The following is a 24,972-nucleotide window of genomic DNA, read 5'->3' as shown; positions in this document are numbered from 1 at the left end:
CCCCAGCCAACATGAACGATATTCATGTAAAACCCGTGCATGCTCCAAATCGGCACAGGTTTGCTATGATTCACGCCCTCCGAAATGCCTGACCAGAGTAGTCCCATGTCCGATCGTAGCGCTCGTCTGCAATCCCTTCACCAAGCCCTCAAGGAACGTATCCTGATCCTCGATGGCGGTATGGGCACGATGATCCAGAGCTACAAGCTGGAAGAACAGGACTACCGTGGCAAACGCTTCGCGGACTGGCCAAGTGACGTCAAGGGAAACAACGATTTGCTGGTGATCACCCGTCCGGACGTGATCGGCGGTATTGAAAAAGCCTACCTGGATGCCGGTGCCGACATCCTCGAAACCAACACCTTCAATGCCACTCGCGTTTCCATGGCCGATTACGGCATGGAAGAACTGGCCTACGAGCTCAACGTAGAAGGCGCTCGCCTGGCGCGCAAGGTCGCTGATGCCAAGACCCTGGAAACCCCGGCCAAGCCGCGTTTCGTGGCTGGCGTGCTCGGCCCGACCAGCCGTACGTGCTCGCTGTCGCCCGACGTGAACAACCCCGGCTACCGCAACGTGACCTTTGATGAACTGGTGGAAAACTACACCGAAGCCACCAAAGGCCTGATCGAGGGCGGCGCCGACCTGATCCTGATCGAGACCATCTTCGACACCCTCAATGCCAAGGCGGCGATCTTCGCCGTGCAGGGTGTGTTTGAAGAGCTGAATATCGAACTGCCGATCATGATCTCCGGCACCATCACCGACGCCTCCGGCCGCACCCTGTCGGGCCAGACCACTGAAGCGTTCTGGAACTCCGTCAGCCACGCCAAGCCGATTTCCGTGGGCCTCAACTGCGCCTTGGGCGCCAGCGAACTGCGCCCGTACCTGGAAGAGTTGTCGAACAAAGCCAGCACCCATGTGTCCGCGCACCCCAACGCCGGCCTTCCCAACGAATTCGGTGAGTACGACGAACTGCCGTCGGAAACCGCCAAGGTCATCGAAGAGTTCGCCCAAAGCGGCTTCCTCAACATTGTCGGCGGCTGCTGCGGCACCACACCCGGCCACATCGAAGCGATTGCCAAGGCCGTGGCCGGTTATGCGCCGCGCCAGATCCCGGACATCCCCAAGGCCTGCCGCCTGTCGGGCCTGGAGCCGTTCACGATTGATCGCAGCTCGTTGTTCGTCAACGTCGGCGAGCGCACCAACATCACCGGTTCCGCGCGTTTCGCCCGCCTGATCCGTGAAGACAACTACACCGAAGCCCTGGAAGTCGCCTTGCAGCAGGTGGAAGCCGGCGCCCAGGTGATCGACATCAACATGGACGAGGGCATGCTCGATTCGAAGAAGGCCATGGTGACCTTCCTCAATCTGATTGCCGGCGAGCCGGACATCTCTCGCGTGCCGATCATGATCGACTCCTCCAAGTGGGAAGTGATCGAGGCCGGCCTGAAGTGCATCCAGGGCAAGGGCATCGTCAACTCAATCAGCATGAAGGAAGGCGTCGAGCAGTTCATTCACCACGCCAAGCTGTGCAAGCGCTATGGCGCCGCCGTGGTGGTGATGGCGTTCGACGAAGCCGGCCAGGCCGACACCGAAGCGCGCAAGAAAGAGATCTGCAAACGCTCCTACGACATCCTGGTGAATGAAGTCGGCTTCCCGCCGGAAGACATCATCTTCGACCCGAACATCTTCGCGGTCGCCACCGGTATCGAAGAGCACAACAACTACGCCGTCGACTTTATCAACGCCTGTGCCTATATCCGTGACGAGCTGCCGTATGCGCTGACCTCCGGCGGCGTGTCCAACGTGTCGTTCTCGTTCCGTGGCAACAACCCGGTGCGTGAGGCGATCCACTCGGTGTTCCTGCTGTACGCGATCCGCAACGGCCTGACCATGGGTATCGTCAACGCCGGCCAGTTGGAGATCTACGACCAGATCCCGGCCGAGCTGCGTGACGCCGTGGAAGACGTGGTGCTCAACCGCACCCCGGAAGGCACCGACGCGCTCCTCGCCATCGCCGACAAGTACAAAGGCGACGGCAGCGTCAAGGAAGCCGAGACCGAAGAATGGCGCGGCTGGCCGGTCAACAAACGTCTGGAACATGCGCTGGTCAAGGGCATCACCACCCACATCGTCGACGACACCGAGGAATCCCGGCAGTCATTCGCGCGCCCGATCGAAGTGATCGAAGGCCCGCTGATGTCCGGCATGAACATCGTCGGCGACCTGTTCGGCGCCGGCAAAATGTTCCTGCCCCAGGTGGTGAAATCCGCCCGTGTGATGAAGCAGGCCGTGGCCCACTTGATTCCGTTCATCGAACTGGAAAAAGGCGACAAGCCGGAAGCCAAGGGCAAGATCCTGATGGCCACCGTGAAAGGCGACGTGCACGACATCGGCAAGAACATCGTCGGCGTGGTGCTGGGGTGCAACGGCTATGACATCGTCGACCTCGGCGTGATGGTGCCGGCGGAGAAGATCCTGCAGGTGGCCAAGGAGCAGAAATGCGACATCATCGGGCTGTCAGGCCTGATCACGCCGTCCCTGGACGAGATGGTGCATGTCGCCCGTGAGATGCAGCGCCAGGACTTCCACCTGCCGCTGATGATCGGTGGCGCCACCACCTCCAAGGCGCACACGGCGGTGAAAATCGAGCCCAAGTACAGCAACGACGCGGTGATCTACGTGACCGACGCCTCGCGCGCCGTGGGCGTGGCCACGCAATTGCTGTCCAAGGAACTCAAGGCCGGTTTCGTCGAGAAAACCCGCCTGGAATACATCGACGTGCGTGAGCGCACCTCGAACCGCAGCGCGCGGACCGAACGCCTGAGCTACCCGGCGGCCATCGCCAAGAAGCCACAGTTCGACTGGAGCAACTACACCCCGGCCAAACCGACGTTCACCGGCTCCAGGGTGCTGGACAATATCGACCTCAAGGTGCTGGCCGAGTACATCGATTGGACCCCGTTCTTTATCTCCTGGGACTTGGCCGGCAAATTCCCACGCATCCTTACCGATGAAGTCGTGGGTGAAGCGGCCACCGCGTTGTACGCCGACGCCCAGGAAATGCTCGCCAAGCTGATCGACGAAAAGCTCATCAGCGCCCGCGCGGTATTCGGCTTCTGGCCGACCAACCAGGTGCAGGATGATGACCTGGAAGTCTACGGCGACGACGGCCAGCCGATTGCCCAACTGCATCACCTGCGTCAACAGATCATCAAGACCGACGGCAAGCCGAACTTCTCCCTAGCCGACTTCGTGGCGCCAAAAGACAGCGGTGTAACCGACTACATCGGTGGTTTCATCACCACCGCCGGCATCGGTGCCGAAGAAGTCGCCAAGGCCTACCAGGACGCTGGCGACGACTACAACTCAATCATGGTCAAGGCCCTGGCCGACCGCCTGGCCGAAGCCTGCGCCGAGTGGCTGCACCAACAAGTCCGTAAGGACTACTGGGGTTACGCCAGGGACGAGCAACTGGATAACGAAGCGCTGATCAAGGAGCAATACAGCGGCATCCGCCCTGCCCCGGGCTACCCCGCGTGCCCGGATCACACCGAGAAAGCCCAACTGTTCCAACTGCTCGATCCCGAGGCCCGCGAAATGCAGGCCGGCCGCAGCGGCGTATTCCTCACCGAGCACTACGCGATGTTTCCGGCGGCAGCCGTCAGCGGCTGGTACTTCGCCCATCCGCAGGCGCAGTACTTTGCCGTGGGTAAGGTCGACAAGGACCAGGTGACGAGCTACACCGCACGCAAAGGCCAGGAGCTTGCTGTGACTGAACGCTGGCTGGCGCCGAACCTGGGTTACGACAACTGATTGACCGCCCCCCAGGTTCTGTAGTGAGCGGGCTTGCCCCGCGCCGGGTGGCGAAGCCGCCCCAACATAGCCACCGCGTTCTTTCAGGTAAAACGAGATGGCTGGATTGGGGCGGCTTCGCCAGCCAGCGCGGGGCAAGCCCGCTCACTACAGATCTAAACATCGTCAGCTATGCTGTCCCTCACACACCTTGTGTCGAGGGATTTATGGACGATCCAGTCAACAACAAGCCCCCTACTTTCTGGCAGATGCTGCACAGCGTCATGGCGGCCGCCTTTGGCGTGCAGAGTGGCAAGAACCGCGCCCGCGACTTTACCCACGGCAAGCCCAGCCACTTTGTGGTGCTGGGCATTCTGTTCACAGCGGTGTTTGCCTTAGCGTTGTTCGGCATCGTCAAGCTGGTGCTGCTCCTGGCCGGGGTCTAGCGCAGCAGCAGTTGCAGGCTGAAGGGGTAACGGTAGGGCACCGGCTTGCCGACGGCAGACAGTGCGTGGAAATCAACTCGCGCTGTGGGCCCCAATAAGCGCTGCGCTTGGGCGGCATCAATCAGCTGGAATAACGCCTCCTGGCGGTCGCGCCCACCGTATGCACCGATATTCACGCCCTTGGCATCATCATGAATCAACACCATCGCCCACCCGCCCAGGGTGAAATGCCCGGCCACCAGCGTACTCAGTCGGCCGTCCAACCGCGCCTGCAAGATCTCCGGCGAGTTGTTGGCCGCACTGAACAACACGTGCTTGCCCGGCATTTGCCCGCGGCCCTGCAGCGCCTGCATGGCACCCAGTGCCATCTCATCGTTGGCCGACCACACCAGCGCGGTCTTCGGGTAGCGCTTGAACAGTTGCGTGGCTTGCTCGAACGCGCGCTTACGGCTCCATTCGCCATAGACCAACTGGCGCAGCCGCACCTCGGGGTGCTCGGCCAAGGCGCGATGCAGGCCCTGTTCACGCAGCTGCGCGGCCGGAGTGTTCTTGACGCCGGAGAAGGCCAACAACTCAATGCTCTCGCCTGGTGCGACAGGGCCGTGCTGGCGCAGTAGATCAATGAGCATCAGGTAACCGGCCTGCTCGTTGTCGGGAACGATGCTGCCGAGCCAATCGACGTCGTGGCCGAGCATTTGCACCTGGTCGGCAGTCAGCGCGTTATTCACCATCAGCAGCTTGACCCCACTGCCCTGGGCCATGCGCAGAATCTGCGGGGCAACGTATTGTTCATTCACCAGCACCAGGTAATCCGGCCGCTCGTTGCCTTGCAGCGCCTCGCGGGCCTGGATCAGCGTGTTTTGGGTATCGCGCTCGGAATAGCGCACGCGTAAATGCAGGCCGAGGTCCTTGGCACCGGCCTGCATGAATTGCGTGTAGCTGACCCAGAAGGTTTCCGTCGACATGCCCGGGTTAAGAAACACAACCGACGTGGCATGGGCCGTTGCCCCATACGCCGATCCCAGCCACCAGACACACGCAATCAGCACCTTCAACATGGTTATCAAACCTAGAACATTGACCGCCATGATAGTGTCAATGCGACAGTCAATCGAGGCCGTTTACTGGTGGCTCACCCAGAACACGGCAGTTCCCACCACCAGGATGATCAAAAACAGAATGGCCCAGGCATCAACGGTACTGTCGGGTTTACGGGCTTTTGTAGGATTGCTCATCGCATCGCCTCTTGTCGGTTTTATAGGTGATTGCAGTCAAACACGCTCACAGTAAAGTTGATGATTGCCCGCATGACAAATGTGGGTATCTCGATAATGGCCCTCATTAGGCGATCTGGTTATTTGCATATACTCAAACATCACTTTTGCGCATAAACGCAAACTGGTATCGTGCGCCGGCTCCGTTGGGAGTGCGCGGCCGTGCGCGCAGATTTGCCGAGAACAGGACCTATATGTACGTATACGACGAATACGATCAGCGCATCATCGAGGACCGCGTCAAGCAGTTCCGTGATCAGACCCGACGCTACTTAGCAGGTGAACTGAGCGAAGAAGAGTTCCGCCCTCTGCGCCTGCAAAATGGCCTCTATGTGCAGCGCTTTGCGCCGATGCTGCGGGTGGCCGTGCCCTATGGCCAACTGACGTCGCGCCAGACGCGCATGATGGCCAAGATTGCCCGCGACTTCGACAAAGGCTACGCCCACATCAGTACCCGCCAGAACGTCCAGTTCAACTGGCCGGCGCTGGAAGATGTGCCGGACATCCTGGCTGAATTGGCGACCGTGCAGATGCACGCGATTCAGACCAGCGGTAACTGCCTGCGTAACGTGACCACCGACCAATTCGCCGGCGTTGCAGCCGATGAACTGATCGACCCACGCCCCTGGTGCGAAATCATCCGTCAGTGGACCACTTTCCACCCTGAATTCGCCTACTTGCCGCGCAAGTTCAAGATCGCCCTCAACGGCTCGACTTCGGACCGCGCGGCCATCGAAGTGCACGATATCGGCCTGGAGCCGGTGCACAACGCGGCCGGTGAGCTGGGCTTCCGCGTACTGGTGGGTGGTGGCCTTGGCCGGACCCCGGTGGTCGGCGCGTTTATCAACGAGTTCCTGCCGTGGCAGGACCTGTTGAGCTACCTCGACGCCATCCTGCGGGTCTACAACCGCTATGGCCGTCGTGACAACAAATACAAGGCCCGGATCAAGATCCTGGTCAAGGCGCTGACCCCTGAGGTGTTTGCCCAGAAAGTCGACGCCGAGATGGAACACCTTCGCGGCGGCCAGACCACCCTGACCGAAGCCGAAGTGCACCGCGTAGCCAAACACTTCGTTGATCCCGAGTACAAGGCCCTGACGCATCAGGACGCCGAGCTCGCGGCACTCGACCAGCAGCACCCAGGTTTCGCCCGTTGGCGTACCCGCAACACCCTGGCGCACAAGAAGCCGGGTTATGTCGCGGTGACCCTGTCGCTGAAACCTACCGGCGTTGCACCGGGCGATATCACCGACAAGCAGCTGGACGCCGTCGCCGACCTGGCCGAGCGCTACAGCTTTGGCCAACTGCGCACCTCCCACGAGCAGAACATCATTCTCGCGGACGTTGAGCAGCGCCAATTGTTCACCCTGTGGGGCGAGCTGCGCGAAGGTGGTTTCGCCACGCCGAACATCGGCCTGCTGACCGACATCATCTGCTGCCCGGGTGGCGATTTCTGCTCCCTGGCCAACGCCAAGTCGATCCCGATCGCCGAATCGATCCAACGTCGTTTCGACGACCTGGACTACCTGTTCGACATCGGCGAGCTGGACCTGAACATCTCCGGTTGCATGAACGCCTGTGGTCACCACCACGTCGGCCACATCGGCATCCTGGGCGTGGACAAGAAAGGCGAAGAATTCTACCAAGTGTCCCTGGGTGGCAGCGCCAGCCGCGATGCGAGCCTGGGCAAGATCCTCGGCCCGTCTTTCGCCCAGGAAGCCATGCCCGAGGTGATCGGCAAACTGATCGATGTGTACATCGAACAGCGCACCGAAGATGAGCGTTTCATCGACACCTACCAGCGCATCGGCATTGACCTGTTCAAGGAGCGCGTCTATGCAGCGAATCATTAAGAACAACGAGGTCCTCGACGAAACTTGGCACCTGCTGCCCAAGGACGCGAGCTTCGACGGCATCTCCAATTGCGACGACCTGATCGTGCCGTTGGCGCTGTGGCGCGAACACGGCCACGCCCTCAAGGCCCGCGACGGCGGCCTGGGTGTGTGGCTGGACGCCGATGAAGAAGCCGAAGAGATCGGCGACGACGTGGAACACTTCCAAGTCATCGCCCTGAACTTCCCGGCCTTCACCGACGGTCGCAACTACTCCAACGCGCGCCTGTTGCGTGACCGTTACGGTTACAAGGGCGAGTTGCGCGCCATTGGCGACGTACTGCGCGACCAACTGTTCTACCTGCGTCGCTGCGGGTTCGATGCCTTCGCCCTGCGCGCCGACAAAGACCCGTACGAAGCGCTGGAAAGCCTCAAGGACTTCTCCGTGACGTACCAGGCAGCAACGGATGAACCGTTGCCGTTGTTTCGTCGTCGCTGAGTCTTAGCGAAAGAAGAAGCCCTGGCATGCCAGGGCTTTTTTATGGGCACTGGCGATGAGGTTCATCAACGAATCCTCGCCGCCTGCCCCACCGCTATCGCGGCCTCGCTGAAGCTCGACGGTTCCCACAGGGGATCGGCGGTGAAGTCCCTCTCTGACGCAATCTTCACATTAAAGGCGGAGCATTCGCCGTGATCGAACTGTCCCCTATTGATCAGCAGTTTTTAACCTCACTGACGATTGGAGTTCTTCATGGCGAAAATCAACCTGGCCCAGCAATTGGCGACCACCCTTGAACAGGCGGGCATCAAGCGCATCTGGGGCCTGACCGGCGACAGCCTCAACGGCCTCACCGACGCCCTGCGCAGCATGGACAGCATCGAGTGGATGCACGTGCGCCACGAAGAAGTAGCCGCGTTCGCCGCCGGTGCCGAAGCCGCGGCCACGGGGGAGCTGACGGTCTGCGCCGGCAGCTGCGGGCCGGGCAACCTGCACTTGATCAATGGCTTGTTTGACTGCCATCGCAACCATGTGCCGGTGCTGGCGATTGCCGCGCAGATTCCGTCCTCGGAGATCGGCCTCAACTACTTCCAGGAAACCCATCCCCAGGAGCTGTTCAAGGAGTGCAGCCACTTTATCGAGCTGGTGACCAACCCCGAGCAGATGCCCCATGTGCTGCACCGCGCCATGCGCTCGGCGATCCTCAATCGCGGCGTCGCGGTGGTAGTGATTCCGGGCGACGTTTCGCTGCTGGAAGTGGAAGACACGCTCAAACCCTGGCCCGCTCTGCACGCGCCACGCACGTTGCCGGCTGAACAGGACCTGCAACGCCTTACCGAAATCCTTGAAAGCAGCCATAAAACCACCCTGCTCTGCGGCAGCGGCTGTGCCGGCGCACATGACCAAGTGGTCGCCCTGGCCGACGCACTCGGCGCCCCCGTGGTGCATGCGCTGCGCGGCAAGGAGCACGTGGAGTGGGACAATCCGTTCGACGTGGGCATGACCGGCCTGATCGGCTTCAGCTCCGGTTACCACGCGATGCTCGACTGCGACACCTTGATCATGCTCGGCACCGACTTTCCGTACCGTCAGTTCTACCCGACTGACGCGAAGATCATCCAGGTTGACCGCAACCCGCAGGCGCTGGGCCGTCGTGCCACGCTGGACTTGGGCATCGCCGCTGACGTCAGTGAAACCATTGGCGCGTTGCTACCGCGCCTGACACGCAAGACCGATCGCAGCTTTCTCGAAACGTCCTTGAAGCACTATGAAAAGGCCCGCCAAGGGCTGGACGATCTTGCTCAACCGTCGAAAGCCAATCGACCAATCCACCCGCAGTACGTGGCGCGCCTGCTCAGCGAGCTGGCTGATGATGATGCGATCTTCACTGCCGACGTCGGCTCGCCAACTGTCTGGGCGGCACGCTATTTGAAGATGAACGGCAAACGCCGCCTGATCGGTTCGTTCAACCACGGTTCGATGGCGAATGCCATGCCCCAGGCCATTGGTGCGCAGGCAGCCTTCCCGGGTCGCCAGGTGATTTCAATGTCCGGTGACGGCGGTTTCGCCATGCTGATGGGCGACTTCATCTCGTTGGCGCAGTTGAATCTGCCGGTCAAAGTCATCGTGTTCGATAACTCGTCCCTGGGCTTTGTCGCCATGGAAATGAAGGCGGCGGGTTACCTGGATGCCGGCACCGAACTGAAAAACCCGGACTTTGCCGCTATGTCCAACGCGATGGGCATTCTAGGCATTCGCGTGGAGCAATCCGAAGACCTCGAACCGGCGTTGCGCCGCGCCCTGGCCCATGACGGCCCGGTGTTGGTGGATGTGGTCACGGCGACGCAGGAGTTGGTGATGCCACCGACGATCAAGCTGGAACAGGCCAAGGGGTTCAGCCTGTATATGCTCAAGGCGGTGATGAGCGGGCGCGGTGATGAAGTGATTGAACTGGCGCGGACTAACTGGCTACGCTGATCAAAAGGTCGGCACAGTCCGAATGTGGGAGCTGGCTTGCCTGCGATAGCATCACCGCGATCTGACTGCTGCATCGCGCTGACGCTATCGCGGGCAAGCCCGGCTCCCACATTGGATCTTCAGCGTTCTCAGCCCTTCTGTTTTTCCACCCACTTGCCGTAGGCATCAATGAACGCCTGCAAAAACGGCTTGGTCTTCTCCGACACTTTGCCCGCCTCATCAAACACACTGCCAGCGCCACCCAAGTAGGCCTCCGGCTGCTGCATGCACCACACATCCAGGAACACCAGGGACTGGCGCAGATGATGATTGGCGCCAAAGCCACCAATGGCCCCCGGCGACACGCTGATGATCGCACCCGGCTTGCCGCTCCAGGCACTCTGCCCGTACGGCCGAGAACCCACGTCGATGGCATTCTTCAACGGAGCGGGCACGGAGCGGTTGTATTCCGGGGTCACAAACAGCACCGCGTCGGATGAGCTCACCTGTTGGCGGAAAGTGCTGTAGGCTGCGGGCGGTGCAGCGCCGTCGATGTCTTCGTTGTAGAGCGGCAAATCGCCAATTTCCACGATGTTCAACTTCAGGTTGGCAGGGGCCAGTTCGGCCAATGCCAGGGCAACCTTGCGGTTAATCGAGTCTTTTCTCAAGCTGCCAACCAGGACGGCTACCGTGTAGACCTTGCTCATTGGGGTTTCTCGACGTCTGACTAAAGGAACTTGTAGTTATAAAGTCTTCGCGGCATGTTCACCAGAAGGTTTTGCTCCTCCTCCGGACGTTTGCATCGCCCTACAACGTGTAGGAAGCGTCCAAAAAGATCAGCGAATAGTATTTTTATTCCGTAAGTAAACTACCCCGCTCCATAACGGTCTACAGAACCGCAAATCGAGTGTTTATCTCCAGAGGTTCTAAACAGATGGCAGCAGTACTAGTCGGACAGTTTCATGCCAGAGACGCAGAAGGACGCGTGTATTCGGTGCATGAGTTCCAGGAATCCAACCCGGCGCAAGGCGACCTGGCTGGCTCGGCACCTACCACCACCTACAAGCTGGCCATTGGCGACCGTGTAGAGAAACTGGAAGGCGACGAATTCAAGTTGATTCAGTCGGGCACCATTCTCGTGCGCGAATCGCAAACCACCCTCGCTTCATAAGATCTCGCCCTATCCACCTGCTCAGTCCTGGCCATTGATGGCATTGACTGGGCTGGGGTGATCACGGGCGGCGGATCTCCGTGACTTCAATGCCCTGCTCCCCCTCGACCTTTTTCAACGTCACCACTACCCGCCCACGCTCGCCTTCCACCGCAAACATCGAACGCTGGTAGCCCGCCGAGTTGTAACCGGGATGCGCGTCCACCTGCCTGACCAACTCAATGCCAAGGACTGCCCCCACCTGTTCGGCCACCTGTTCCTGGGAACGGATAAACGTTTCAAGTGCCAGGTTTTCCGGCGTGGTTTCGCTTTGGGTATTGAAGAGATAAGCAGCCACGCACCCTACGGTCACCAGAACCAGCAGTTGCTTGGCCGTTACCCCGAGGAATATCGAGGGTAGAGGCATTTGAGACCAGACCTGTTTTTGTTGTTAATGCCGGTAGCCGGCTGTGGTCATTGATGATCAGTGTAGCCATTCTATTGAATACGCGGCGCGCTGCACATAGACTCCGGCGATGCGTTTACGTCATATCGAAGTGATTCAGGCCATCTTGCAGACCGGACACCCAGGCTTGGCCGCCGAGTGGTTGCAACTCCCCGTGGGCGACGTGGACGCGGCGCTCAAGGAAGCCGAGGCGCAATTGGGCTTTATGCTGTTCGCCAGCGTCCGTGGGCGATTGCAGGCGACGCGGGAAACCCTGGAGCTGCAGGCGGAAATCGCCCATGTGTACGAGGCGCTGGAGCCGGTGCAACGCCTGGCCAGTCGCTTGAAACACCATCACGCCCCGACCCTCCGCGCCCTGTGCACGCCGCCCCTGGCCAACCAACTGTTGCCGCACAGTATTGCGGTGCTGCGCCGACGCTTCCAGGACACACCGTGCAACCTGTCGAGCCAGCCGACACGGGAGATCGTCAGGAGCCTGCTGCTGCACGAGGCTGACGTCGGTTTAAGCCTGCATGACCCGGAACACCCACAGATCCACAGCACCGTACTGGCCCAGGGCAAGCTGCAATTGCTCGCGCCCCATGGCTGGCTCAAACCCAAGCAAAAGTACATCGCGCTGCAGGACCTGGCGGGGCAATCGATGATTGGCCTGGAGGGCCAGGACCCGCTCAGCCGCCAGCTGGACGCCAAGCTGCAAGCGTTGCGCCCGCTGCCGGTGGTGCAGACGCGCGTACAGACCTATCAAATGATGCGCAGCATGGTGGAAGCGGGAGAAGGCTTGGCGGTGGTTGACCCGTTCACCGCGTTTGGCGCGCGTGAAGCCGGGCTGGATGCGTGCCCGGTGTCGCCGCCGATCATGGTCAACCTGTATGCGCTGACCCTCAAGGATGGCGTGACTTCCCCGGCGCTGAATGCACTGCTGGAGATCGTGACGCAGAAGGCTGAAGGCCTGTTGGTGGGCTAAGCCTATTTGACTTCGCTTTTGAATAACCGATACCAGAAGATCGCCACTTCGCGGGTTTGCGGATCGATGCCGCGATAGCGCAGGTGGTCAATGCCCCCCATCACGTAGCCACAACGTTCATACAAACGGCAGGCGCCGAGGTTGTTGTTCTGGGTTTCCAGCATCATGCCGGGCAGGTTTTTCTTGCGGCTCCAGAACTGCGCCACATCCAGCAATGCCTTGGCCACCCCATGACGCCGTGCGGGCAAGACCACCGCCAGTTCATCGACATGGGCATAGCCGTTCCAATTGGTACTGACCACGATATGCCCGACCGGGCGGTCGTCCAGGTAGGCCATGAAGATCGCGCTGTCGGGCGCATCGCGAAAACTGGCGAACTCCTCCGGATCAATGCCATAGCACTTGCGGTACGGCACGATGCGCTCCACGGGCCATTGATCGACCCGCGCGCCCATCTGCGGCTGCCCATAGGCGCTGACCTCAAAGCTGAAGTCATTGCCCCACACGTAGGCATCAAAACCTTCGTCAGCGACCCGTACACTGAGCCCCGGATACTTCGGGTTCATTACAGCTTGCATAAACATTCTTAACCCTTGATGCAATCGACGGTGTAACAACGACCACTGCCGTCATCTTCGTGTTGTAACCCATGAACATCGGCGACAAAACCGGGAAAACTGCTATCGAACGTCCGGGCAAAGGCCAGGTAGTCGATGATCGAGCGCGTCGAATCGGTAAACCGCTCGCCCGGCATAATCAATGGAATGCCAGGTGGATACGGCACCAGCATTACTGCTGCGATGCGCCCTGGCAAGGCGTCAATCGATACCGCTTCGACTTCACCTCTTACCAATTGGTCGTAGGCGTCGGCCGGTTTCATCGCAATTTCCGGTAACACCGTGTACATGCGCTTGAGGTGTTTGGCGGTGGCATTGCTGCGGTAACAGCTGTGCAATTGATCGCACAGGTCGCGCAAACCCAGGCCCTGATAGCGCGCCGGCCCTTGTGCAAAGACCGATGGCAAACAATTGGCCAGGCTGACATTGGCGTCGTAACTGCGCTTGAACTCCAGCAATTCGGTGAGCAGGGTACTCCATTTGCCTTTGGTAATACCCATGGAGAACAGTACGAGGAAGGAATACAACCCGGTTTTTTCCACTACCAGGCCACGCTCCCACAGGAATTTGCTGACCACCGCAGCAGGAATCCCGCAATCGCTCAGAGCGCCGCCGGCGGTCAGGCCGGGCATCACCAGTGTCACTTTTATCGGGTCCAGCAGCACGTAGTCCTCGGCCACATCACCAAAGCCATGCCAATCGTCCTGAGGATGCAACAGCCAATCGGCGGTCACCACCCGATCGATACCCGCCACCGACGGCGGCTGCCAGATGGAAAACCACCAGTCCTCGGCGGCAATGTGTTGGCGCAGGTTGGCCAGGGCACGGCGGAAACTCAAGGCTTCATCGAACATTTCCTGTAACAGCGAGCGCCCGGCCGGGCCTTCCATCATCGCTGAAGCCACGTCCAACGAAGCGATAATGCTGTATTGCGGCGAGGTTGAGATATGCATCATGAACGCTTCGTTGAAACGATCACGGTCCAGCTGGCGCGCACCGCCGTCCTGCACGTGGATCATCGAGGCCTGGCTGAAGGCTGCCAGCAGTTTGTGGGTGGAGTGAGTGGTGAACACCAACGGACTGTCCGGCGTGCGCGACGTGCCCATGCCGTAGCGCCCGGCAAAGAACTCGTGAAACGCCGCATAGGCATACCAGGCTTCGTCAAAGTGCAGCACCTCGACGCTGTTGCCCAATTCCTGCTTGATCAGCTCGGCGTTGTAACACAGGCCGTCGTAGGTGGAATTGGTGACCACCGCCATCTTCACTTTCGGCGCTCGGCCACGGGTCAGCGGGCTGGCGTCGATCTTGGCGCGGATCGACTCGGGGCTGAATTCGCTCAGGGGAATCGGCCCGATGATCCCCAGTTCGTTGCGCTCCGGGCACAGGTACAACGGGATCGCGCCGGTCATGATGATCGAGTGCAACACCGACTTGTGGCAGTTGCGGTCTACCAGCACCAAGTCATCGCGGCCGACCATGGAATGCCAGACGATTTTGTTGGCGGTGGACGTGCCGTTGATCACGAAGAAGGTGTGGTCGGCGCCAAAATTGCGTGCCGCGCGGGCTTCGGCTTCGGCCAGCGGGCCGGTGTGATCCAGCAGCGAGCCCAGTTCCGGCACCGAGACGGACAGGTCCGAGCGCAGGGTATTTTCCCCAAAAAACTGATGAAACGCCTGCCCCACCGGACTTTTTCGATAGGCCACGCCACCGCCATGGCCGGGGGTGTGCCAGGAATAGTTGGAGTCGGCGGTGTGTTGCACCAACGCTTTGAAGAACGGCGGCAACAGGCCATCCAGGTAAGTGCGGGCCGCGCGGGCGACTTGCCGGGCAAGGAACGGCACGGTGTCTTCGAACAGGTAGAGAATGCCGCGCAGTTGGTTGAGTTCGCTCATGGCGTCGGCCGGCGCGTTTTCCAGGGTGACTTGCTCGCCCAAGGCAAAGATCGGCAGGTTCGGCGCCCGTAACCGCGCCAGGCGGATCAGTTCGACCATGTTTTGCAGCAGGTGGGTGTTCTCGCCAGCACCTTCGGCGGCGATCAGCATGCAGGCCAAGCCATGATGGGTAGAAGCCACCAGCCGGCCTTCGGCGTAGTCCACGGCGGAAAAGATACTGAAGCCCTCTTGTTCCAACTCCCGGGCGATACCTCGGACCCGGTCACCGGCGACGGTGTCGGCCTTGATGTCGCGGTGCACGATGAGGATGGGGAACTTCAGGTCTTTGTACATAAGGGCGTGGAGTCCTGAGGGCTATGCACTCAAGGGTAGAAGCTAGGGGGCGATGACGCGAATGAAGATTTTGAAAGCAATGGAGATCAAGCGTGGGAGCTGACTTGCCTGCGATGGCGGTGTATCAGCAACAGTCAGGCCAGCTGGCCCACCGCTATCGCAGCATAGGTATCTACACATTCTAAATGTGATATTGCGTAGCAGCTGTCGAGCCTTGGCGAGGCTGCGTTTGCGGTCTGTCTGACACACCGCTGACGCAGCCTCGCCAAGGCTCGACAGCTGCTACGCCGAGGCTCTGCGCTAGATGTGTAGATACCTATGGCTATCGCAGGCAAGCCAGCTCCCACATTGGACCGTGTTCAGTCTTGGGGTTATTGCTGGGTCAGCTGGGTCCACAATGCCGGCGCACCCGCTGACTTGGCAATCGCCTCCAACCGCGCCGCATGCTCGGCCAGGTCTTGCTCACTGGCGCGGATAATCGGGGTCGGCTTGCGATCCGCCGGCAAGCGGCGGATTTCCGAAGGGCGGTTGCCCGAACCTTCCGCCGAACCATTGCCATCGGACGCATTGCCGGCCAGGGACAGGCTGGTCTGCCCGCCGGTCATGGTCAGGTAAACGTCGGCGAGGATCTCGGAGTCGAGCAAGGCGCCGTGGAGTTCACGGCCGGAGTTATCGACGCCATAACGTTTGCACAAGGCATCGAGGCTGTTGCGTTGGCCCGGGTGACGCTCACGGGCCATCATCAGGGTGTCGAGGATCGAGCAGTGCTTGGAGATGTCGGCGCGATCCGTCTGCCCCATCAGGGCAAACTCGTTATTGATGAAGCCGACGTCGAACGCTGCGTTATGGATGATCAGCTGGGCGCCATTGATGAAATCGAAAAACTCATCGGCGACTTCGGCAAAGCGCGGCTTGCCCTTGAGGAATTCGTCAGTGATGCCGTGGACGCCGATCGCGCCTTCGTCACTGTCCCGGTCCGGTTGCAGGTAGACGTGGAAGTGACGCCCGGTGAGGCGGCGGCCCATCAGTTCGACACAGCCGATTTCAATGATCCGGTGGCCGTCAGTCACCGGCATGCCGGTGGTTTCGGTATCGAGTACAACAGATCGGATGGCCATCAGGGTTCAGCTCTCAACGGTGTGGTGTGAATCAAAGGGCGCGATGTTAACACGTGAGCCGGCATCAGCTCTGCTTGTAGCCGCGCACTTCGTCCACGCCACGGTTGGCCAGTTGGTCGGCACGTTCGTTGCCAGGGTGGCCAATGTGACCACGCACCCACTTCCAGGTGATGTCGTGGCGATTGCATTGCTCATCGAGCAGTTGCCACAGGTCAGCATTTTTAACCGGTTCCTTGGCCGCGGTCTTCCAACCACGCTTCTTCCAGTTGACCATCCACTCGTTGATGCCCTTCATCACGTACTGCGAGTCGGTCACCAGCAGCACGTTGCAGCGGCGCTTGAGTTCTTCCAGGCCACGAATGGCGCCCATCAGCTCCATGCGGTTGTTGGTGGTGTTGGGTTCACCGCCCCACAATTCCTTCTCCACGCCCTTGCACACCAGCAGTGCGCCCCAGCCGCCAGGGCCCGGGTTGCCCTTGCAGGCGCCATCGGTGAAGAGTTCTACGCTATCGGTCATCGGTTGCTCGGTCTGAATTCAAAAAAGAAGTTACGTATCGCTTTGCTCACGGCTGACCTTGGCCAGCGGCATCGGCACCAGCTTGCCGATAGGCTCGCGACGTACCTGACGCACCGGCCGCAGCCCGACCACGATCTTGCGTGCGACCAATAAATAGAAGCCGCCGCCCGACAGCTGCCAGGCACCTGCGCGGCGCTCCCAGCCAGCCAGGCGGCCTTGCCACTTGGTCGAAGCAAGCGGCGGACGATAGCACCCGAAGCGGCGTTTCTCCAGCGCGAAGCCCAGCAGGTTCAGCCAGTCCCCCACCCGTTGCGGCGAGATGCAGCGCGCCTGGCGCAGGCCGTCATGGGCAAACACATGGCGCAGGCCCCAACTGCTCCAGGGGTTGATGCCCACAATCAGCAAATGGCCACCGGGGCGCACACTGCTCGCTGCTTCGCGCAACAAACCGTGGGGTGACAGGCAGAAATCCAGGCCATGCTGCAACACCACCACGTCGGCGGCGTGCTCGCTCAACGGCCAGGCCTGTTCCTCGCACACAATCTCCACCCCCGGCAGCGGTGCGCCCAGGCGCACATTGCGTTGCACCTGGGGCGCGGTGGGTGGCGTTTCGGCTGATGGTCCGTAATGCACCAGGTAGCCACCAAAGAACCGGCCCAACTCGTCTTCGAGCATGCGCCGTTCTTCGTCCAGCAGAAATTGCCCGATGGGTCCGGACAGCCATTCACGGGCTGCGCTGATCAGGGCCAGCCACTCAGGATCGGCCTGGGCGAACGCTTTATCAGTCATTGCATTCTCCAACTCGCCTAGACGTTCTAAGATGCACCAATGTGTTCAGCTTGGCGAATCGAAGAATGATACAGATCACTGCCCTGCCCGCCTTCACCGATAACTACATCTGGTTGTTACAAGACCCCCGCACCCAGCGCTGCGCCGTGGTCGACCCCGGCGACGCCGCGCCCGTACTGGCCTGGCTCGAGCAAAACCCTGGCTGGGCCCTCAGCGACATCCTGATTACCCATCATCACCATGATCATGTCGGCGGTGTCGAACAGCTCAAAGGTGCTACCGACGCCAAGGTCTCCGGCCCGGCCAACGAGATGATCCCGGCGCGGGACGTAGCGTTGAACGACAATGACCGCATCACGGTGCTCGGCTGGGACTTCGACATTTATACAGTGCCTGGCCATACGCTGGGCCATATCGCCTTTTATCACCCAGGCGTGCTGTTTTGTGGCGACACCCTGTTCGCCGCCGGTTGCGGGCGCCTGTTCGAAGGCACGCCAGAACAGATGTATACCTCTCTTGAGCGTCTGGCCGCGCTGCCTGCCGATACCTTGGTGTACTGCACCCACGAATACACACAAAGTAACCTCAAGTTTGCCCAGGCGGTGGAACCCCACAACGCCGATATCGCCGAACGCGTGGAAAACGTCCTTCAACTGCGGGCCCGCGGCGAGATCACGTTGCCTTCCAACCTGGCCCTGGAAAGGCGCACCAACCCCTTTCTGCGCACCTCTGAAACATCCGTTAAACAAAAAGCGGACGAACGGAATGGGCGCGACAACCGCTCTGGGGCCGAGGTGTTTGCTAGCTTGAGGGCCTGGAAAGATAAGTTCTAACAGGAAGCAATCTGATACGTAATTTCTGAATGGTTGACCGGAACCAAAGCGCTTTCTAGAATCGCCCGACATTTTTGCCCGGAACTTACTTCCAGCCAATGTCGTCATCTATTCGTAAATCCAACCATTCAGACGCATTGACCCGCCTGGCTCAAGCTGTGGCGGTGGCTGTGTCCGCCACGCTGGCGGGCTGCCAATCAAACAATTTCACCGCACAATCCACCGTGCAACCCAAGCCAAACCTTACCGCCAAGATCAAACAGAAACCCGTCATCTGGCTTTCAGAGAAGCCTGCTCCCGAAGTCCCACAAGACGTCTGGGAACGCATGCGACGCGGCTTTCAATTGCAGGACGGCGTAGGCGTCAACCCGCGCATCGAGCAACAGCGCCTGTGGTTCGCCAGCAACCCCTCCTTCCTGGAAAACGCCGGCGAACGCGGCAGCCTCTACATTCATTACATCGTCGAACGCCTTGAAGAACGCAACATGCCCCTGGAGCTGGCGCTGCTGCCAGTGATTGAAAGTGCCTATAACCCAATGGCCTACTCGCGCAGCGATGCGGTCGGCCTGTGGCAGTTCATTCCCTCCACCGGGCGCTACTTCAACCTGCGCCAGACCCGCGCCTACGACGGCCGCCGCGATATCACTGCTTCCACCACCGCCGCCCTGGACTACCTGACCCGCCTTCACGACATGTTCAACGGTGACTGGTTGCTGGCCCTGGCTGCCTATAACGCCGGCGAAGGTACGGTGAGCCGGGCGATCGAGCGCAACGAGAAGCTCGGCCTGCCGACCGACTACTGGAACTTGCCGCTGCCCCAGGAAACCAAGGACTACGTGCCCAAGTTCCTGGCGCTGTCCCAGGTAGTGCTGGCGCCGGAAGCCTACGGCGTCAACCTGAACCCGATTGCCAACACACCGTACTTCGAAGTGGTTGAAGTCAAGCAAAGCATGGACCTGTCACGGGTTGCCGCGCTGGCCGAGATCGACGAAGACGAATTGTTCCAGCTCAACCCGGCCCTGAAACAGCGCACCACCCTGGACGGCCCGCAGCATCTGCTGGTGCCAAGTTCCAAGGCGCAACTGCTCACCAGCACCCTTTCGACGATGAAGCCGGAAGAATTACTGGCGATGCGTCCGAAAAAGCAGGTGTTCGACGAAGTTGAGACCGCACGGGTTGCCGGGCGTACCCGCAGCTACAAGGTGCGTACGGGTGACAATCTGACGCTGATTGCCAAGGCCAACAAGGTCGACGTGCATGACCTGCAACGTTGGAACCAGCTCAACGGCCAGGCCCTCAAGGTCGGCCAGACCCTGGTGATGCAGGACACCCGCCGCGCGGTAGCCAGTAGCAAGAAGCCGGTGCAATACAAGGTCAAGAAAGGCGACTCGCTGTATATCGTCGCCAAGCGCTTCAACGTCGAGATGCAACATCTCAAGCGTTGGAACCCACGCACTGGCCAGGCGCTCAAGCCGGGGCAGATGCTGGTGGTTTCCGGACCAAGATAAGCCGCATGAGAGCTGGCTTGTGTGGGAGCTGGCTTGCCTGCGATGCAGACACCGCGGTGTATCAATGACACCCAGGTGATGTTATCGCAGGCGAGCCAGCTCCCACATTTGATCTTCACACCATTCAATACCGCGCCAGCCCTCAAAGGGCCTTCCCAACGGCCTTTTTCCAACCGGAACAAGCTGTTACTGTACCGATCATAAAGCCCAAGCCGCCTGGATCGGATCTCTGACTTGAAGCGTCCCCTCCTTCTACTAATAAGTCTGGCCTTGAGCTTTGGTGCGAACGCGACGATTACCGAGAGCCACGGGTATACGCAGTTCGGCAGGCTCAAGTACCCGGCCAAATTCACCCACTTCGACTGGGTAAACCCTGCAGCGCCGAAAGGCGGGACATTGCGGGTAATGGCCTTTGGCACCTTCGATACGCTCAACCCCTATACCTTCAAGGGCTCCAGCCCGGTTTCCACCCCCAATTTCCTGCAATACGGCATAAATGAGCTGAACGAGCCGTTGATGGTCGGTACCGGCCAGTACGCGCCCTCCGGCGACGAACCCACCTCCAGCTACGGGCTGATCGCCCAGTCGGTGGAGTACAGCGAGGACCGCAGTTGGGTGGTGTTCAACCTGCGCCCGGAAGCACGCTTCCACGATGGCAAGCCGATCACCGCCTATGATGTGGCGTTTTCCTATCGCACCCTGCTCACCGAAGGCCACCCGCAATACCGCACCAACCTGCAGGAAGTGGCGCGGGTGGACATCCTCAATCGTCACCGCATCCGCTTTGTGTTCAAGCGCGCCGGCAACCCGCTGCTGATCCTGCGCCTGGGCGAGTTGCCGGTATTGCCCCAGCACTACTGGAAAAATCGCGATTTCAAGGCCACCACCTTCGAACCGCCGTTGGGCAGCGGGCCATACCGCATCAGCAAAGTCAGCCCAGGCCGGCAACTGGTGTTCGAACGGGTCAAGGATTACTGGGGCAAAGACCTGCCGGTCAACCAGGGCTTCTATAACTATGACAGGGTCGAAGTGGAGTTCTATCGCGACAGCGATGTGGCCTTCGAAGCCTTCAAGGCCGGCGAATTCGATATCTATATCGAACACCAGGCCAAGAACTGGGCCAATGGCTACAACTTCCCGGCGGTGAACCGTGGCGATGTGATCAAAGCGCAGATTGCCCACCAGATCCCGACCCAGAGCCAGGGCCTGTTCATGAACACCCGTCGGCCAACCTTCAGCCAGACCAAGGTGCGCGAAGCACTGGGGCTGATGTTCGACTTTGAATGGACCAACCGCACCCTCTTCAGCAATGCCTATAAACGCACCTTGAGCTACTACCCCAACAGCGAATTCGCCGCTACCGGTGTTCCAACCGGCCGTGAGTGGCTGATGCTCTCACCGTACCGCGAGCAGTTGCCGACCAGCCTGCTTACCCAGCCGTTCAGCCTGCCGCAGACCGATGGTCGCGGCATCCCCCGCGAGACGATGCGCCATGCGCTCACCCTGCTCGGTGAAGCCGGCTGGAAGCTATCGGGTCAGCGCCTGCTGAACAAGGATGGGCAACCGCTGCGCTTCGAAATCCTGCTGGTCAACCCGAACCTTGAGCGCATCCTGCAGCCCTATGTCGAGAACCTGATCAGCATTGGCATCGACGCGCGCCTGCGCACCGTCGACCGCGCCCAGTACAAGCAGCGCCTGGATCAATTCGACTTCGACATGATCCTGATCACCCTCAACCAGACCCTGAGCCCGGGCCTTGAGCAGTGGCAGTACTTCCACTCCAGCCAGGCCGCGATCAAGGGCAGCAAGAATTACGCCGGCATCAACAACCCCATTGTCGATCACTTGCTGGAACAACTGCTGGCGGCGCAGACCCGCGAAGAGCAACTGGCCGCCGGCCGTGCCCTGGACCGCGTGTTGCTGTGGCAGCACTACAGCATTCCCAATTGGTACCTCAACTATCATCGCCTGGCCTACCGCAACCGGTTCGCCTTTGTCACCACGCCGCCCTATACCCTGGGCCTGAGCGCATGGTGGCTGAAAGCTTCGGAGAAAGCCCAATGATGTATTTGCGCAACGCACTGCTCGGCAGCCTGCTGCTGTGCACCGCCGCCCATGCCGCTCCGCAACATGCACTGACGCTTTACAACGAACCGCCGAAGTACCCGGCCGACTTCAAGCACTTCGACTACGTCAACTCGCAAGCGCCCAAGGGCGGCACGTTCCGAGAGTCGGCCATGGGCGGTTTCGACAGCCTCAACCCCTACATCAGCAAGGGCGTGCCGGCCGACAACCTGGGCCTGATCTACGACACCCTGGCCATGCAAAGCCTGGATGAGCCGATCACCGAATATGGACTGGTCGCCGGCAAGATCGAAAAAGCCCCGGACAACAGCTGGGTGCGTTTCTACCTGCGCCCCGAGGCACGCTTCCACGACGGCCACCCGATCCGCGCCGAAGACGTGGTGTTTACCTTTCAGGAGTTGATCAAGGACGGCTCGCCGATCTACCGCACCTATTACGCCGACGTCGACGAAGTGATCGCCGAAGACCCACTGAAGGTGTTGTTCAAGTTCAAGCGCACCAACAACCGCGAGTTGCCGCTGATCCTCGGGCAATTGCCGGTATTGCCCAAGCATTGGTGGGCGACCCGCGACTTTGCCAAGGGCAACCTCGAGATACCACTGGGCAGCGGGCCGTACAAAGTGGCCGAGGTCAAGGCCGGGCGCATGATCCGCTACGAGCGGGTCAAAGACTACTGGGCCAAGGACCTGCCGGTCGCCAAAGGTTTCTACAACTTCGATAACCGCATCACCGACTACTACCGCGACAGCACCGTGTCCCTGGAGGCCTTGAAGGCCGGGCAGTTCGACTACTGGCTGGAATTCAGCGCGAAGAACTGGGCCAACGCCTACAACATCCCGGCAGTCAAAGAAGGCCGTTTGATCAAGGAAGAGATCCCCAACGGCAACCCTACCGGCATGCAAGGTTTTGTGTTCAACATGCGCAAGCCGATGTTCCAGGACGTGCGCGTGCGCAAGGCCATCAGCCTGCTGCTGGATTTCGAGTGGAGCAACAAACAGCTGTTCAACGGCGCCTACACGCGCACCCGCAGCTACTTTGAAAACTCGGAGATGGCGGCCACCGGCCTGCCCGGCCCGGATGAGCTGAAAATCCTCGAGCCCCTGCGCGATAAGATCCCGCCCGAAGTTTTCACCCAGGCGTTTGAACCGTCCAAAACCGACGGCAGCGGCATGATCCGTACACAGCAGCGCGAAGCCTACCAACTGTTGCAGGAAGCCGGCTGGCGCATTGTCGATGACAAGATGGTCGACACCACCGGCAAACCGGTGACCATTGAGTTCCTGCTTGCGCAGACCGAGTTCGAACGTATCCTGCTGCCGTTCAAGCGCAACCTGGCCGACCTGGGCATCGACCTGGTGATCCGCCGGGTTGACGTCTCGCAATTCGTCAACCGCATTCGCTCGCGGGACTTCGACATGCTGGTGGGCAGCTTTCCGCAATCCACCTCGCCGGGTAACGAACAACGGGAATTCTGGAAGTCTTCAAGCGCCGACAAACCCGGCAGCCGTAACTACATGGGCCTCAAGGACCCGGCCGTCGACCAACTGGTGGAAGAGCTGATCGACGCCGATTCGCGCAAAAGCCTGGTGGCCCATGCCAAGGCCCTGGACCGCGTACTGCAGTTCGGCTACTACGTGATTCCCAACTGGCACATCAAGACCTTCCGCGTGGCGTACTGGGACCATCTGGGTCACCCCAAAGTCCCGCCGCGCTACGACGTCGGCACCGCCACCTGGTGGGCAAAACCCGACGTCAAACCGGCTGTCACCCTAGACACAAGCACAAACACGAGCGCCGATTCGGCGAGCGGAGGCGATTAAATGCTGGCCTATATCTTTCGTCGCCTGTTGCTGATCATCCCCACGCTGTTCGGAATTCTGCTGATCAACTTCGTCATCATCCAGGCCGCTCCCGGTGGGCCGGTGGAACAGATGATCGCCAAGCTTGAAGGCTTTGAAGGCGCCACCAGCCGCATAGCCGGTGGCGGCGCCGAGGTCTCGGTGGCCGGCTCCAGCAGCTACCGCGGCGCGCAGGGCCTGGACCCGGCGCTGATCAAGGAAATCGAAAAGATGTACGGCTTCGACAAATCGGCGCCGGAACGCTTGTGGATCATGGTCAAGAACTACGCCACGCTGGATTTTGGCGATAGTTTCTTCCGTGACGCCAAGGTCATCGACCTGATCAAGGAAAAGATGCCGGTGTCGATTTCCCTTGGGTTATGGAGCACGCTGATCATGTACCTGGTGTCGATCCCCCTGGGGATCGCCAAGGCCACGCGGCATGGCAGCCATTTCGACGTGTGGACCAGTTCGGCAATCATCGTTGGCTACGCAATCCCGGCGTTCCTGTTTGCGATCCTGTTGATCGTGGTGTTTGCCGGGGGCAGTTATTTCGACTGGTTCCCCTTGCGCGGACTTACGTCGAACAACTTCGACGAGCTGAGCTGGGGCGGCAAGATCCTAGATTACTTCTGGCACCTGGCGCTGCCGATCACCGCGTTGGTGATCGGCAACTTCGCCACCATGACCCTGCTGACCAAGAACAGCTTTCTCGACGAAATCAACAAGCAGTACGTGGTCACCGCCAAAGCCAAGGGCCTGACCAACCACCGCGTGCTCTACGGCCATGTATTCCGCAATGCGATGTTGCTGGTGATCGCCGGTTTCCCGTCGGCGTTTATCGGTATTTTCTTTACCGGTTCGCTGTTGGTGGAGGTGATCTTCTCCCTCGACGGCCTGGGCCTGATGAGCTTTGAAGCGGCGATCAACCGCGACTACCCGGTGGTGTTCGGCACGCTGTTTATCTTCACCTTGCTGGGGCTGATCGTAAAACTGATCGGCGACCTCACCTACACCCTGGTCGATCCGCGTATCGACTTTGCCAGCCGGGAGCATTGAG

At 60.2% G+C, this 24,972-nt stretch carries 20 protein-coding genes; 12 read left to right on the top strand and 8 right to left on the bottom strand.

Annotation, left to right across the window (positions count from 1 at the left end; all coding sequences use genetic code 11):
• Positions 1-105: 105 nt before the first annotated feature.
• Together metH and HU722_RS13155 are read left to right on the top strand one after the other, a co-directional pair.
• Positions 106-3,816 carry a methionine synthase gene (gene metH, locus HU722_RS13160; protein WP_065946419.1) on the top strand — a complete coding sequence of 1,237 codons (3,711 nt, stop codon included), beginning with the start codon at positions 106-108 and terminating at the stop codon, positions 3,814-3,816.
• A gap of 206 nt (positions 3,817-4,022) precedes the next feature.
• Positions 4,023-4,241 carry a DUF2970 domain-containing protein gene (locus tag HU722_RS13155; protein WP_065876141.1) on the top strand — a complete coding sequence of 73 codons (219 nt, stop codon included), beginning with the start codon at positions 4,023-4,025 and terminating at the stop codon, positions 4,239-4,241.
• Here the strand turns inward: HU722_RS13155 and HU722_RS13150 are convergent.
• Positions 4,238-5,299 carry an ABC transporter substrate-binding protein gene (locus tag HU722_RS13150; protein ID WP_065881086.1) on the bottom strand — a complete coding sequence of 354 codons (1,062 nt, stop codon included), beginning with the start codon at positions 5,297-5,299 and terminating at the stop codon, positions 4,238-4,240. The two genes, HU722_RS13155 and HU722_RS13150, sit on opposite strands and share 4 nt — an antisense overlap.
• A gap of 410 nt (positions 5,300-5,709) precedes the next feature.
• Here HU722_RS13150 and HU722_RS13145 point away from each other — a divergent pair, with 410 nt between their 5' ends.
• The 3 genes from HU722_RS13145 to poxB all read left to right on the top strand — a co-directional run bounded on the left by HU722_RS13145 (position 5,710) and on the right by poxB (position 9,823).
• Positions 5,710-7,368, top strand: coding sequence for a nitrite/sulfite reductase (locus HU722_RS13145; protein WP_065881088.1), 1,659 nt, complete (start codon positions 5,710-5,712; stop codon positions 7,366-7,368).
• Entirely contained in the window at positions 7,352-7,846 is a 495-nt protein-coding gene (locus HU722_RS13140; protein ID WP_048727764.1) for a DUF934 domain-containing protein, read from the top strand. Before HU722_RS13145 ends, HU722_RS13140 begins: the two co-directional genes overlap by 17 nt.
• Before the next feature lie 252 nt (positions 7,847-8,098).
• Positions 8,099-9,823, top strand: coding sequence for a ubiquinone-dependent pyruvate dehydrogenase (poxB, locus tag HU722_RS13135; protein WP_065876137.1), 1,725 nt, complete (start codon positions 8,099-8,101; stop codon positions 9,821-9,823).
• 128 nt (positions 9,824-9,951) lie between these two features.
• Here the strand turns inward: poxB and HU722_RS13130 are convergent, their stop codons facing one another.
• Positions 9,952-10,509 (bottom strand): NADPH-dependent FMN reductase, encoded by a 558-nt coding sequence (locus HU722_RS13130; RefSeq protein WP_049708674.1) that lies wholly within the window; start codon positions 10,507-10,509, stop codon positions 9,952-9,954.
• Between the two features lie 227 nt (positions 10,510-10,736).
• On the opposite strand from HU722_RS13130, the gene HU722_RS13125 reads away from it, so the two are divergent.
• Positions 10,737-10,973, top strand: coding sequence for a hypothetical protein (locus tag HU722_RS13125; RefSeq protein WP_016979714.1), 237 nt, complete (start codon positions 10,737-10,739; stop codon positions 10,971-10,973).
• A 61-nt stretch (positions 10,974-11,034) separates the two neighbouring features.
• Here the strand turns inward: HU722_RS13125 and HU722_RS13120 are convergent, their stop codons facing one another.
• A complete protein-coding gene (locus tag HU722_RS13120; protein ID WP_065876136.1) occupies positions 11,035-11,379 on the bottom strand; it encodes a hypothetical protein in 345 nt (114 codons plus the stop codon).
• A gap of 109 nt (positions 11,380-11,488) precedes the next feature.
• On the opposite strand from HU722_RS13120, the gene HU722_RS13115 reads away from it, so the two are divergent.
• Complete coding sequence (locus HU722_RS13115) at positions 11,489-12,382, top strand: LysR substrate-binding domain-containing protein (protein WP_065876135.1); 894 nt, start codon at positions 11,489-11,491, stop codon at positions 12,380-12,382.
• 2 nt (positions 12,383-12,384) lie between these two features.
• Here the strand turns inward: HU722_RS13115 and HU722_RS13110 are convergent, their stop codons facing one another.
• The 5 genes from HU722_RS13110 to HU722_RS13090 all read right to left on the bottom strand — a co-directional run bounded on the left by HU722_RS13110 (position 12,385) and on the right by HU722_RS13090 (position 17,648).
• A complete protein-coding gene (locus HU722_RS13110; RefSeq protein ID WP_065876146.1) occupies positions 12,385-12,960 on the bottom strand; it encodes a GNAT family N-acetyltransferase in 576 nt (191 codons plus the stop codon).
• An 8-nt stretch (positions 12,961-12,968) separates the two neighbouring features.
• The gene (locus HU722_RS13105; RefSeq protein WP_065876134.1) at positions 12,969-15,224 is read right to left on the bottom strand and encodes an Orn/Lys/Arg family decarboxylase; all 2,256 of its coding nucleotides are present in this window, start codon (positions 15,222-15,224) and stop codon (positions 12,969-12,971) included.
• 371 nt (positions 15,225-15,595) lie between these two features.
• A complete protein-coding gene (dnaQ, locus tag HU722_RS13100) occupies positions 15,596-16,336 on the bottom strand; it encodes a DNA polymerase III subunit epsilon (RefSeq protein ID WP_175403081.1) in 741 nt (246 codons plus the stop codon).
• 70 nt (positions 16,337-16,406) lie between these two features.
• Positions 16,407-16,859: a ribonuclease HI gene (gene rnhA / locus HU722_RS13095; RefSeq protein ID WP_010210917.1), complete on the bottom strand. Its 453-nt coding sequence runs from the start codon at positions 16,857-16,859 to the stop codon at positions 16,407-16,409.
• A 30-nt stretch (positions 16,860-16,889) separates the two neighbouring features.
• Positions 16,890-17,648, bottom strand: coding sequence for a class I SAM-dependent methyltransferase (locus HU722_RS13090; RefSeq protein ID WP_065876132.1), 759 nt, complete (start codon positions 17,646-17,648; stop codon positions 16,890-16,892).
• A 65-nt stretch (positions 17,649-17,713) separates the two neighbouring features.
• Here HU722_RS13090 and gloB point away from each other — a divergent pair, with 65 nt between their 5' ends.
• The 5 genes from gloB (at position 17,714) to HU722_RS13065 (ending at position 24,971) form a co-directional block, all read left to right on the top strand.
• Positions 17,714-18,481: a hydroxyacylglutathione hydrolase gene (gene gloB, locus HU722_RS13085; RefSeq protein ID WP_186754625.1), complete on the top strand. Its 768-nt coding sequence runs from the start codon at positions 17,714-17,716 to the stop codon at positions 18,479-18,481.
• A gap of 98 nt (positions 18,482-18,579) precedes the next feature.
• Positions 18,580-19,989: a lytic transglycosylase domain-containing protein gene (locus tag HU722_RS13080; RefSeq protein ID WP_065876130.1), complete on the top strand. Its 1,410-nt coding sequence runs from the start codon at positions 18,580-18,582 to the stop codon at positions 19,987-19,989.
• Between the two features lie 234 nt (positions 19,990-20,223).
• Complete coding sequence (locus tag HU722_RS13075; RefSeq protein ID WP_065891248.1) at positions 20,224-22,053, top strand: extracellular solute-binding protein; 1,830 nt, start codon at positions 20,224-20,226, stop codon at positions 22,051-22,053.
• The gene (locus HU722_RS13070; RefSeq protein WP_186754626.1) at positions 22,050-23,894 is read left to right on the top strand and encodes an extracellular solute-binding protein; all 1,845 of its coding nucleotides are present in this window, start codon (positions 22,050-22,052) and stop codon (positions 23,892-23,894) included. Before HU722_RS13075 ends, HU722_RS13070 begins: the two co-directional genes overlap by 4 nt.
• The gene (locus HU722_RS13065; RefSeq protein WP_049708685.1) at positions 23,895-24,971 is read left to right on the top strand and encodes a microcin C ABC transporter permease YejB; all 1,077 of its coding nucleotides are present in this window, start codon (positions 23,895-23,897) and stop codon (positions 24,969-24,971) included.
• The last annotated feature ends 1 nt before the right edge of the window (position 24,972 follow it).

This window comes from Pseudomonas tritici, assembly GCF_014268275.3.
Taxonomy (GTDB): domain Bacteria; phylum Pseudomonadota; class Gammaproteobacteria; order Pseudomonadales; family Pseudomonadaceae; genus Aquipseudomonas; species Aquipseudomonas tritici.
The sequence above is the reverse complement of the archived record's forward strand: the minus strand, read 5'-3'. Positions and strand labels throughout refer to the sequence as shown.